This window comes from Erwinia persicina NBRC 102418, assembly GCF_001571305.1.
Lineage (GTDB): Bacteria > Pseudomonadota > Gammaproteobacteria > Enterobacterales > Enterobacteriaceae > Erwinia > Erwinia persicina.
The window spans coordinates 1-12,186 of sequence record NZ_BCTN01000031.1; the positions used below are offsets into that span (position 1 = coordinate 1).

The window sequence follows — 12,186 nt, forward strand, 5'->3', positions numbered from 1 at the left end:
AGTGGTGTTATCGTTCACCATTTTCAGGGGGAACGGCATGGGCATCAGGCGCAGGATAAAAAAGATGACGCTGACAAAGGCGCTGGACAGGTATTTCAGCGCTGTATCAGTTCACAAGCGAGGCCAGTTACAGGAGTTCTATCGTATCAATGTCATAAAGCGCTCCGTGCTGGCTGAAAAGTATATGCATGAGATCTCCTCCGTTGATATTGCCGACTATCGGGACGGACGCCTTGCGAGTATCAGCGATCGCACTGGCCGGCTGATAAGTGCGAACACGGTCAGGCTTGAAATGGCTCTTATTTCAGCACTCTATAACGTTGCTCAAATCGAATGGGGGACTTGCATGCACAATCCGGTCGAACACGTACGTAAGCCACAGGCATCCCCGGGCCGCTCCCGGCGTATAACCCCAATAGAGGAGCGCGCAATTTTACGGGCGCTGCAAAAACGAAATGCTGAACTTACGGTGATCTTTAAGCTGGCACTGGAAACCGCCATGCGTCAGGGGGAGATCCTTTCGCTGCGTTGGGAGCACATTGACCTGAGTCTGGGTATTGCTCATTTGCCGCAGACTAAAAACGGTACGTCCCGGGACGTGCCACTGTCATATCCGGCGCGCCAGGCGCTGCGAGCCTTTTGTGGTCCGCTTTCCGGTCCTGTCTTCAACTATACGTCGAATGGATTCAAAAGCGCCTGGCGGCAGACGCTTGCCAGCCTTGATATTAATGATCTGCATTTCCATGATTTGCGACATGAGGCTATCAGCCGCATGTTCGAACTGGGTTCGCTCAATGTAATGGAAGTGGCCGCAATTTCAGGCCATAAGAGTCTCAATATGCTCAAACGCTATACACATCTGCGCGCGACGCACCTGGTGAATAAACTCGATATACGTCGGCGGCAGGCACAGAAATTTGCAGCCCTGTTTCAGCCTTATCCCGCGGAGTTCTGTGAAGGTAAGGAGGGCGTGGCCGTGAGGTTCGACGATCTTGATCATCAGACGGGACTGGCTAAAACCCGGGAGGAAGCATTAAAGATTGCATCAATCGAGTTACTGACCCTGCTGGCTCGCGCCGCCTGTGCAGGTCGGCGACTGCCTCCACCCGGTCCTGTGCGTCCCAATGACAGCAGGCGGTTTTTGATAAAACCGTTCTAAACCGCTGATTACATCTTTTTATATGCGCAAAGCTGAATGCCTGGCGCAGGATGCCGCCTGCCCGCTGTCCGGACAGGCTAGTCATTACCCCTTACCTGCAGGTCAACCATGAGATCTTCTCTCTTCTTTGCCGTCGCGCTGCTCGTCGCGGTCAGCATTCTGCTGTCGTGTGTAAACGATGAGCAGCGGGAAAATGTCGCTGACGTTACCCGGGCTCAGCTGGCAGGGCAGTTTCTACACTATGCGTCTGCGCTGAATGACCTGTATACCAACGGGGTTCCGGCTGACGGCGATGTTACCGCTAAAGTCGTGCTGCCTGACTGGCTACCGCAAAACAGCCTTATACGGATTCAGATAAGCGCTGGCACGGGCTACGCGTTCACCCCGTCTTCACCCGGGCTGCTTTCGGAGCTGCAGCTGGAAACTGAGAACAGCAGCCACTTCGGTCTCTCTGACGCGGCGGGAATCAACACGCCGACAGGGCGGCTGGCCCGGCCGGGCTTCATTCCGGCCGGATACGTGGTTTATGTGAGGTAGTGATAATGCTGATATTCACGGGTGTGCTGATTCTTGCACTGATGCTGGCCTTTAATCTGCCTGTTATGTACGCGGGTGCAAGACTTTCAGCCGAACAGTCCTGTGCTGATACACAGGGGTATCCGGTTGCGGCACGGACCCGGCCACTTCTCGCGGCACTTCTTCTCTGTGGCGGTGTGTTGCCGGCATGGATAATCACCGGCAGCCCGTTGTTTGCAATTTTTGTCCTGTTGCTGGCCAGCGCTGCCTATATCGACTGCCTGACGCAGTGGGTACCTGACGTACTCATCTTCGCGCTTTCATGGGTGGCACTCTGGGCGCAGCTAACGGGAAATCCCGACCCGGTCATACCTCTTTCAGGCGCGGTAGTCATGCTCGCACCGGCCCTGATCCTGAACGTTATTACGTGGCTGCGCCGTCAGCCTTCTGCCATTGCATCAGGTGATTTGTACGTACTCCCTGCCGTCGGTGTATGGCTTCCCCCTGAGTGGTCGGGTATATGCCTGCTGCTCAGCCTGGGACTGACTGCTCTGGCCGGTCGCTACGTAGAGGATGTCCCGTTCATTACCGTGCTTTATCCGGTGTTCATGGGGGTGTCGTTATGCGGTGCCTGGTAAGCGTCTGCCTGCTGCTGGCCATAATGTCCGGCACGGCCCCGGGGGCGTCAGCACCACCGGAGATTGCGCTCTGTTTTCGTGAGGCTGGCGGTAAATTCTCCGTCGACTGGCGGCTTTTACAGGCTATTGCAGAAGTTGAAAGCAGCCTGAACCCCCGAGCTATAGGGCTGAACAGAAAGAACGGCCGGGTCGTGAGCGAAGACCTTGGCATGATGCAGATTAATTCTTCCTGGCTGCCGGTGCTGAGGCCAATGGGCATCACGCGGGGTGTTCTGCTGGACGATGCCTGTCAGAACATACACGTTGGGGCGTGGATACTGGCGAAGAATATAGAGCAGAACGGCGTGAACTGGACGTCGGTAGGTGCCTATAACGCCGGCTTTAAGGATGCCAACGCGGCGAATCGCATGAAGTACTCCCGGAAGGTTTATGCACGGTATCTCGCACTGACAGGTTCAAACTAATAAGGGGATCTATATGGTTAAAAAGGATCGTGACGAGGCGATGCTTTGTACTTTGCCCCCTGAGCCGAAGACACGTTAATTCCCTCCTGACTCTTCTCCCTGTGCGTCCCTGTCTATGTTTTTGACGGAGGCCGCCTGCACAGAGCTTATCGCTATGAACATTTTTCTTACCTGGTTTATTCGTGCGTTGCTGCTGTTGCTTTTATCTGGCATCACGCTGCAGGTTCAGGCGTTTTGTTTTAATGAGGCGGGCGCGCGCTATCGCGTTGATCCGCAGCTGTTACGAGCTATCGCTCAGGTCGAAAGCGGCATGAACCCAACCGCCACGGGATATAACCGTGACAAAAAGGGCCAGGTCACCAGTCGTGATTACGGTCTTATGCAGATTAACTCCACGCATATAAAAGAACTGCGGGCGCTGGGGGTATTGCACAGCGAAAGCGATTTGCTGAACGACCCCTGTCTGAATGTTCAGACAGGGGCCTGGATACTGGCGCGCCATCTGCAGGTTTGTGGTCTTACCTGGCAATGTCTTGGTAGCTACAACGCCGGCTTTGCTGAGGATAATGGCGTCAGACGCATGATCTATGCCCGTAAGGTGTATGCCCTGTATATGGCTCGTCGCTGACTCCTCCTGATTTTCTCTGGCCATTCATGGCCAGATGCCACCCCCCATTCGTAAGACACTGACTCTCCCGGAGACGTACATGAAAATTCTCTGCCTGGCTGGCTGCATGGCGGCCGCGCTTCTGTCTGGCTGTCAGATAATGACCCAACCGCATTCCCACCCAGATATCCCCGTTCCTGCACCGCGTCCGTTGCCGGTTGCCGCTCAGCAGCAGGCACTGTGGATGGAAGGTGTTTTACAGCAGTCCGCGCCTTTGCCGCTGGCGATCCTGCGGGCAGACAGTGACAGGGTCACGTTGTCGTGGGATGGCGATGCCGTCGAGCTGTTAAGTGCTCTTGCGCGAGCCCGTGGCCAGACATTCAGTTTTACCGGTGTTCGCCTGCCTCTGCCCGTCAATCTGAGCGTGAACGGGGTGACTTACGCAAACCTGCTTCGTCTGATTGAAATGCAGACTGCCTGGCGCGCAACGCTTACGAACCACCCTGGCCAGATGGTGCTGCAGTTTATGCAGACCATTCCGTCAGAACCCGGTCGTTACAAAAAAGGGGGCAGATAATGAAAACCCGCTTTTGCATCCTGCTGCTGCCCGCGCTGCTGGCGGGCTGCGCGGGATTTAATCTGTCAAAACCCGCGTCAGTTGCTGCTGCGAACGATGCGCCGCCGCCCGGTCCTGAAGCCTATCTGTCGCCGCAAAAGCGCAGCACCGCCGACGTCTCCGACAATCGCCGGCAGATGCTCACCGAAGGCGGGAGGACGACCGGCTTTCGTGGAGGTAAGGCGCAGCGCGCGTGGGAGCTCCGGCACGACCTTGAAGCCCGGGCGAAGCAACTCGACAGTATCTACGATTTCCGTCCCCTGATAAGCAGCCGTGGCTGGCTTCCCCCGGTTATCACCGAGGCGGTCGGCGTGGCGAACATCACCCCCGATCAGATCCGAACCGCAAGCCACGTGTACGAAATCATTCAGCCTGAGCGCTTCGTGAGCAACCCACCCACGTGGCGCGGCTGGCTGATGGCCGGCCTCAGTACCATCCCTCCTGATGCACCGGAGGGCGGCCTGATCCCTGAGAACAGTGTACAGCGAGGTATCTGGCAGGCAGCGGTTAACGAGGGCTGGGCGGAAGGTCGCCAGAGCGCTGATGAGACGCTCGAAGCGAACGTCAACCGCCTCACGCGTGACTACAACGGCATGCTGCAGTACGTGCTGCTCCGCCGGCAGAATCTCATTACCGCACCTGTCGTAACGGACCGTCAGCAGACCGTAACCGGCGACAGCAACAAACTGACCACCGGCGATCGTGAGCGCCGGCTGGAATCCCGCGCCGGGTTCGTCACTGACAAGATGAAATGGAAGCCGGTTATCAACACGGAGAAACGCTGATGTCAGCACCTGACTTAACACCTTTTGATTTCAGCGGCGGCCTGACCCCCGATTCACTGCGTAGTTTCTTTGTGTGGGCGGCACGCAACAACGTCAGCGATATTCATCTGCAGGGCGATAACCACTTTATCGTCGGGCGCTACGGACGACTGCTGCGCGCGAGCGCATTTGCAGTAGCGGACGACACGCTGGCCAAGCTGATGGACGAGGTTTTTTCCCCGGAGCTGCGGCCGAAGGTACGCGGCGGCGTGTCCGTTGACCGGGCTATGCAGCTGGACGGCGATGCGAGCGGGCGCTGGGGGCTGAACCGCGGCGAGCGTATCCGCTTTCGCGTCAATCTGCTGCAGGGCACTGCTGGGCGTCAGAAAACTATTGGCTGGACGCTGCGGGTTATCCCTTCAGATATTCCGCCGCTGGAGGGGATGGGGCTGGAGCCCGCGCTGCTGGAAAACATCTTACCGGCCAAGGGCCTTGCGATGTGGGGGGGCATCACCGGTTCGGGAAAAAGCACCGCGCTTGCCTCGACCTACCGCTACTGTCTGGACAACTATCCTGACCGCAAGGTCACCACGAAAGAAGATCCGATCGAGTTTATTCTCGGCCGCCCGGACGACGTGCTGCCACCGCTGCAGTCGCAGATTGGCGAGGACATTCCTGATTTTGCCACCGGCATTCGCGCCGACCTGCGGCGAGCGCCATCGGTCATCGGCGTGGGTGAGATGCGTGACCGGGAAACCATTGATGCCGGTATCCGCGCAGGTCAGCTCGGGCATCTGTGCCTGTCCACCACGCACATCGATTCGCCGGGCGAAGCCTTTGCGCGCCTGCTCAATGAGTTTCCGCATGAGAGCCGTGATGCAATGGCCTGGGCGCTTCTGGGCGTGCTGCAGTATGTGGTGGTACAGACGCTTCTGCGGACTACCGACGGCAGACGCATGGCGGTGCGTGAATACATCATCATCGACCATACGCTGCGCGACACGCTCGGCAGGATGCCCTGGTCGCAGTGGGGGCACCACGTTAACGGCATCATACGGCTGGAAAAACGGCGCATTACGGATCAGGCCTGGCAGTTATATCAGGAAGGGCAGATAGATGCGGCAGAACTCAGCGTAGTGATGTCACCCCAACAGCGCCGTGAGTTTGAGGAGGTTGCATGTGAGTGACGATAAAAAAGCGGGGTACCCGCCCGGCTTCTGGCGTGATGCCGGGCGCCATCTGAATGTGTACGGCGTGCCCGGCTGGCTGTTTCTGCTCTATCTCCTCTGGTTTCGATTCCCCTCCATGAACACCTTCTACGTTGTCACCGGCCTCATAGCTTTCTTCCGCCTGCTGAAGGCCTTCGGCTGGGGGGCCGGAGAACTTGCCATGCGCGTGGCCCGCCTTGCGCGCGGAAAAAGCCTCAGCGGCCGCCCCTGGTGGTACCGCCGCTTTACTGACGGCGAGTAGCCGTCCCTGACCCTGCAGCACAGGAGGCATTATGAATACAGCTGAATACCCGGTGTGGCTCGCCGTCCTGCCGGACCAGCGCGACGCCGCGCGCGCCGACGGCGGTCAGCACCCGGACGGGCGCAGCGCGATCGCGTGGGATAAGGAGGCGCAGCTCTGGTACGCCCGCCCGGGCGCTGACCTGAGCCGGATTCAGAAGTGGCTGCCGGACCGCAGCATTCGCAGCAGCGGTGGTGGTGACCCGCAGACGGAGTTCCTGGACGCGCTGAACAGCGCTGGCCTCGTGCTCAACGGGATGCCGGTGATGGACGGCCAACGCCACAGGGTGGCCACGCTGGAAGATAAACCAGGCGCGAAAAGCGGTGTGTATCGCGGTTTTCTCGACGGCGTGAAGCCCGGCGGCTGGTTCATCAACTACCACCGGGCCGAGAACGAAAAGGACATCACGCGCTGGAAGGTCAGCAGCGACAGGGGAGATGCCGATCCGCTGGCGCGTGTGCACATCCGCGCCGTGATGCGCCAGTCCCAGGATGACTTTGCCCGAGAGCAGGCCGCGTTATACGCGCAGCAGACCGCAAAGGCAAAGGCGCTTTTTGACCGGCTTCCTGCAGCCGACCCGGCGCACGGCTATCTGGCCCGGAAGGGCATCACGGTGGCGGACGACATCCGTCAGACACGCAACGGTGCGCTGGTCGTGCCGTTCCGTGACGCAGACGGCGCATTCCGCACGCTGCAGTACATTCCGCCCGACGGTGAAAAATTCCTTTTTAAAGACGCTCCCAAGGCCGGGCACTTCCGTGTGGAGGGCGGCGAGCTGCACAACGGCGACCCCATCCTGTATGCGGAGGGCTACGCCACTGCGCGCAGCCTGTTCATGCTCACCGGTCGCCCCGTGGTGATGACCATCGACGCGGGCAACATGGTGGCTGTGGCCGGGGTGCTGAAGGCCCGCTATCCCGACAGCCCGCACCTGTTTATGGCCGACGTCGATCACGCCAAAGAGAAGAACAAAGGCGTGCTTTCGGCAAACCGTGCTGCGGCGGCCACAGCTGGCGCGGTGCTGCTGCCGGACCTGACGGCCGCTGAAATCGAGCGCGGCTTTACCGACTTTAACGACCTGCACCAGTTTCGCGGCGCTGAGCGCCTGCGCACAACTCTTCTTCCCGACATTGCTCAGGCTCTTGAGCAGCTCAACCATAAGGATTCCCCCATGGCCACACCTGACGACGCACAGCCTGCGCCGGATAATATTCCCGCCACGTCCCCGGACGCTGCCGAAGCCACACCCGCCCGCCGTCCCGGCGCGGCAAAAGAGAAAACGGATGAGATCCTGAAGCTTCGCGATGAGGGGCTGAAGCCCTCGCAGATCGCAGAGCAACTCGGCATCGGACAGACCAGCGTTTACCGCATCCTGAAGGCGCAGCAGCCTGAAGCCGCGCCAGCCACACCGTCAGCACCGGCTGCGGCAGACGTGACGGCCTCCGGCGTTAAGGATTCACCTGCTGCGTCAGCCGTTGTTCAGAACATGCCGGAGCCAGAACCATCTCAGAGAGACTCCGCCGTTACAGTTGATGCAACGCCTGCTCCTGAGCTGGTCGTTACTGCTCCAGTGCCAGAACCGCGAGCGGCCTCCGACAAAGACGCGTCCGGCGTAGCGCCACTCTCTGAGCCTGCAGCCCCCGAAGCGCCGCCGGTTCCCGAGACGCCTGCGGCCAACCCGTCTGTCGCGGCAGCATCCGAGTCTGCACCTTCAGATCCGTATCAGAACTTCACGGGATTGTATGGTGCCGGCGCTGAACTGCGCGATCGCCTGGCTGCGCTGGCCAGCGGGCAGATTTCGCCCGCGGCGTTGCTGGACGATATCCGTACGCTGCGCTCGCGCGTGGATGGCGCAGCGACCGCTGACGTGTACACGCGTGAACACGTCAGAGAAATGCAACAGGTCTTTGACCGGGTAACGCAGGGCGGTATGGCGGGTGCGGACGTGACGGATACGGGGACTTTCTCACGCCTGCGCGGTCTTCTTGGCAGGCGTGATACCTGGGATTCCCTGCACCCAACTGGTGGGCCACTGGACCTTAACACCGTGACAGAACGTGTTAGCGTTCAGTATGCGATGCTGGCTCAAGGGGAGGTGACGCGTGCGCAGTTCGATCGCGAGGTACGGATGCTGCACGGGGAGTTTACCCGCGCCGATCCTGCCAGCTTTGCTACGGGGCAGCACGAGGCAACCCGCGTCATGTTCGAACGCATGTCGTCGCTGGAAAGTCCAGAACGTGCAGCGCAGTATACAGCGGGTATTGCTCCGTCTGTGGCACAACTATCGCCTGCGTCCGCAACAGACCCGAACGCTTCCGCGCTTTACCGCATTCAGACCGCTCTGCGTGACGAGTTTGTGTCGATGGCCCGTGGTGAAAGGCAGGAGCCCGCGTTAATGGAGAATGTCGCGCGTCTGAAGGCTCAGCTCGACGAGGCGCAGGCGCAGGGAGTTTATGCGGACAGCCACGTACGTGAGATTCAGGGTTCGTTTGACCGGCTGACGAAAGATGGACTGGCCGTCATGCCGTCTCCGGAAACCCCTCAACCCCGTGGTGACTATGCATCACGCTTTCCCGCATCCGCTTCGCTGGATGTGTCGACAGTGCCGGCCCGCATTGAAGCGCAGTACGACCTGCTGGTCCGTGGAGACGTCACACGTGCGGAGTTTGAAGATAATCTCGTCGTGCTTCGCAACGAGGTGTCGCGGCTGTCAGAGGCCGGGCTGGTTAGCCCGGCGGACCTCGCGACAGCTGAGGGATCCTTTACACATCTGGCCGCACAGCCAGCATCGCCCGCTGCGGTTGTTCCTTCGCCGGGTAAGGTAGCTGAACCGGCTGTGTTACCTGAATCCTCTCCGCTACAGCCTGCTGTGCCGTCACCGTTACCAGCGGCCGCTATTGCGCCATCCGCGGCTGTTACACCGGAACCTGTGACATCCGTGGAGAAAGTCAGCGAGCCGCTAACGCCTGTCGATTCTCCGGTTGTTTCACCGGCTGTTGTCAGCACTGAACCGGAACCCGTGCATGCGACAGCAGCATCCGCAGCTGTTATACCGGAACCTGTGGCCTCCGTGGAGAAAGTCAGCGAGCCGCTAGCGCCTGTCGATTCTCCGGTTGTTTCACCGGCTGTTACCAGCACTGAACCGGAACCCGTATATGAGGCAGCAGCATCCGCACAGGATGCCCCGGCAGCGGATACCACTTCAGCGTCACCGTTCACGGCGGCTCCGGGCGAAGAGAACGCCATTCTGGTGGGTGCCGCCCGCATGACTCCGTCAGATGACAATACGCCTGCGGCGGATAACACCGCACGTATTGATGCGGACAAGCTGCTGAGTCGGGTGACGCACGAGAAGCAGGCCGACGGCAAAAGCGTACTGTACAGGCTTGACGGTGAGCCGGCATTTTATGATCACGGTAACCGACTGGTGATGGCTGAGGGGACGAGCAGCCAGGAAGATAAGGTGTTAGCCGCCTTACTGACGGCCTCACAGTATTATCACGGACGTATTGAGCTGACAGGCAGCGATGAGTTCAAAGCCTATGCAATGAGCGTGATCGTCGCGAACAACCTTGATGTCAGCATGAAGAATGCAAGCCAGCAGGCCGACCTTGAGGCCGCACGTCGTGCTGCAGGCCTCTCTGTTACTGCTTCAGCGCCTGCTGACGCTATCCGTGGTGACCAGGTTGCGCCACGGGCAGAGAGCGCCCCCCCTGTCAGCACAGATAACGCTCCCGTACAAAAGGCTGACGCCCCCGTACACGACAATACAGCCGTGACGCTGTCACCGAAAAGGGATCCCGCCGCAGTGACGTCACCGGCGGCATCAAACATTCAGCCCGCCATTCATACCCCGGCGGAGAAGGCGCGCGAGCCGGTGACCGGAAAAGTGACCGCCTGCGGGCAGGCCCCGTATCGCTTTGAGCCAGATGCCAAGGAAAGCACGTTTATTACCCTGAGGAATAAAGAGGGTACGCAGACGTTCTGGGGTAAGGAGCTTGCCGGTCTGCTGCGCGAAACCAACCTGAAACCCGGGCGGATGGTCACGCTGCAGTGGATGGGGGAACAGCCGGTGAACGTCAAGGTGCCGCAGAAAGACGATAACGGCATGGTGACACACTATAAAAGTGTGGATACCCACCGTAATCAGTGGTCTCTGGCGCCCGTGGGCGGTTCCCGCGTCCAGACAGGCGGTGACGAAATGGTGTCGCTGTCGGCCTTTGACGTGAACCGCTATAAGCAGGTGCAGCATGCGGTAGTGAGCCGCCTTGGGCTGGACATGCCTCCGCCTCCGAAGCCCGCAGACGGCCTGTACTGGTTGAAGCCTGACGGGCAGGGTAGCGCGACCGCCGGCGACCCGCTTTCAGCCCCGCGACCCGCGCACAATGATCTTGCCGGAACGCCGGTGATGTCTTCGTGGGGAAAAGACGGCAGTCCGGATTTGTATCTGGTGCAGGGCGATGGCAACTACCTGCAGGGCGTGGTGCGACAGAACGGCGCTTACCAGCACGTTCTGGTCAGCCTGCCCGACAGTAAAGAGGCGCCGCCCATGGTGGTGAACGTGCTGACGCCGGAGGGAGTACAGCCCATCGGCAGCGGTAACGGCATTAACCGCTCGAACGGGCAGGCGATACCGCGCGAGCACGTTGTTGTCCGTCTCACCGGCGATGCCGAGCCGCGCATTGCAAAGCTCGATGCACCCGCAGAGATCCCGCCGACGCTCCACGCACGGCTTGGCTATGACGAACGCTTTAAGGCCGAGACCAGCTGGGGAAAGGATCAGCCGGCAGCGGCACCTCAGGCAGCGCCGGTCTCACCGCCGCGGCCGGCCCAGTAATCGACCCAACCGGAGTCTTCACATGAATAAAATCCTGACGACCGCCCTTGTGGCGGTCTTTTTCTGTTGCACCACTTCTGCCGTCGGCGCAGCAACCTGCCGCGCTGCCAGCGCGGCTCAGGCTGGCAGCGAAGCGGGCTATCAGGCCGCGAAGAAAGCTAACGATGAATGGGCTGTCCGCGAGAGCGAAACGTCCAGCCAGCTGCAGAAGTGTCTTTCGGGCATCCGCAATATCTCCATCAGCCTGCCGCACCTGCCGAGCCTGCAGGACATCATGAATCAGGCGTCGGAGAAGGTCTGCAGTGCCATGACCGACAAGATCAACAGCAGCCTGCCGCATAACATCGATCCGTGGCAGTCCTACGGAATGTAAGGAGTACCCATGCAGAACCCCCAACCCATCGCGCCGCCAGAGGAGGCGGCCGCTGCCCCGAACGACCTCCATGCTTACGAACACGCCGTAACGGCGCAGCACGCCAACTCGCTGGGGGCAGCGTTTGCTCATCGCTGTCTGGCCGTGGCCATGTGGAGCTGCGCCACGAGCACGGGGCTGATCATCGTGGTGGCCGTGCTGGCGTGGATGGTCTATCACCCGGCAACGCAATACTTCTCTACCGAAAACGGGCGCATCACGCGGGTTTATCCGGTGGATAAGCCCGTCTGGAGCGAAAGCGACGTGCGCCAGTTTGGTGCCGATACCATCAGCAGGGCCTTCACGCTGGATTTTGTGCACTTTCGCGATCAGATGACGGGGGTCTCGTCCGACTTCTCTGATGAAGGTTTTGTGGGCTACAACAAGGCGCTGACCATTGGCTCGAATATCCTGGCGCTGGTACGGGACAAGCGTATGAACCTGACCAACTCCACCGAACCGGGCGTCATTACCAGCCGTGGCGTGATTAACGGGCGCTACACCTGGGAGTTTCAGTATCCGGTGACGCTGCGTCTGCAGGGGCAGAACAGCAGCAGCCCGCCGTTACGCTACATCTTCACGCTGCGTATCCAGCAGGCTGACGTTCGCGTCAAACCTAAGGGTCTTGAAGTCACCCAGACCATCACTAATAACGCAGGATAAG

12 protein-coding genes are annotated in these 12,186 nt (G+C 59.8%); all 12 read left to right on the plus strand.

The features are described 5' to 3' along the window. The first annotated feature begins 37 nt into the window (after positions 1-37). The 12 genes from EPE01S_RS21195 (at position 38) to EPE01S_RS21250 (ending at position 12,185) form a co-directional block, all read left to right on the plus strand. A complete protein-coding gene (locus EPE01S_RS21195) occupies positions 38-1,159 on the plus strand; it encodes a site-specific integrase (RefSeq protein WP_084344230.1) in 1,122 nt (373 codons plus the stop codon). A gap of 108 nt (positions 1,160-1,267) precedes the next feature. After that, positions 1,268-1,696, plus strand: a complete 429-nt coding sequence (gene pilM / locus EPE01S_RS21200) for a type IV pilus biogenesis protein PilM (RefSeq protein WP_062749175.1) — start codon at positions 1,268-1,270, stop codon at positions 1,694-1,696. 5 nt (positions 1,697-1,701) lie between these two features. Next, positions 1,702-2,313, plus strand: coding sequence for a prepilin peptidase (locus tag EPE01S_RS21205; protein ID WP_157076047.1), 612 nt, complete (start codon positions 1,702-1,704; stop codon positions 2,311-2,313). Next, the gene (locus EPE01S_RS21210) at positions 2,298-2,777 is read left to right on the plus strand and encodes a lytic transglycosylase domain-containing protein (RefSeq protein ID WP_072277514.1); all 480 of its coding nucleotides are present in this window, start codon (positions 2,298-2,300) and stop codon (positions 2,775-2,777) included. Before EPE01S_RS21205 ends, EPE01S_RS21210 begins: the two co-directional genes overlap by 16 nt. A 154-nt stretch (positions 2,778-2,931) precedes the next feature. Continuing rightward, on the plus strand, positions 2,932-3,405 hold the full coding sequence (locus EPE01S_RS21215) for a lytic transglycosylase domain-containing protein (RefSeq protein WP_062749177.1): 474 nt from the start codon (positions 2,932-2,934) through the stop codon (positions 3,403-3,405). Positions 3,406-3,484: 79 nt separating this feature from the next. Further along, positions 3,485-3,961 carry a DotD/TraH family lipoprotein gene (locus EPE01S_RS21220; RefSeq protein WP_062749179.1) on the plus strand — a complete coding sequence of 159 codons (477 nt, stop codon included), beginning with the start codon at positions 3,485-3,487 and terminating at the stop codon, positions 3,959-3,961. After that, positions 3,961-4,785 carry a type IV secretory system conjugative DNA transfer family protein gene (locus EPE01S_RS21225; protein WP_062749181.1) on the plus strand — a complete coding sequence of 275 codons (825 nt, stop codon included), beginning with the start codon at positions 3,961-3,963 and terminating at the stop codon, positions 4,783-4,785. The genes EPE01S_RS21220 and EPE01S_RS21225 overlap by 1 nt, the downstream gene beginning before the upstream one ends. After that, on the plus strand, positions 4,785-5,951 hold the full coding sequence (gene traJ, locus EPE01S_RS21230) for a plasmid transfer ATPase TraJ (RefSeq protein WP_062749227.1): 1,167 nt from the start codon (positions 4,785-4,787) through the stop codon (positions 5,949-5,951). Before EPE01S_RS21225 ends, traJ begins: the two co-directional genes overlap by 1 nt. Then, on the plus strand, positions 5,944-6,234 hold the full coding sequence (locus EPE01S_RS21235) for a hypothetical protein (RefSeq protein ID WP_062749183.1): 291 nt from the start codon (positions 5,944-5,946) through the stop codon (positions 6,232-6,234). The genes traJ and EPE01S_RS21235 overlap by 8 nt, the downstream gene beginning before the upstream one ends. A gap of 31 nt (positions 6,235-6,265) precedes the next feature. After that, on the plus strand, positions 6,266-11,110 hold the full coding sequence (locus tag EPE01S_RS21240; protein ID WP_062749185.1) for an LPD7 domain-containing protein: 4,845 nt from the start codon (positions 6,266-6,268) through the stop codon (positions 11,108-11,110). 22 nt (positions 11,111-11,132) lie between these two features. After that, the gene (locus EPE01S_RS21245) at positions 11,133-11,483 is read left to right on the plus strand and encodes a hypothetical protein (RefSeq protein ID WP_062749187.1); all 351 of its coding nucleotides are present in this window, start codon (positions 11,133-11,135) and stop codon (positions 11,481-11,483) included. A 9-nt stretch (positions 11,484-11,492) separates the two neighbouring features. Further along, positions 11,493-12,185 carry a DotI/IcmL/TraM family protein gene (locus EPE01S_RS21250; RefSeq protein ID WP_062749189.1) on the plus strand — a complete coding sequence of 231 codons (693 nt, stop codon included), beginning with the start codon at positions 11,493-11,495 and terminating at the stop codon, positions 12,183-12,185. The last annotated feature ends 1 nt before the right edge of the window (position 12,186 follow it).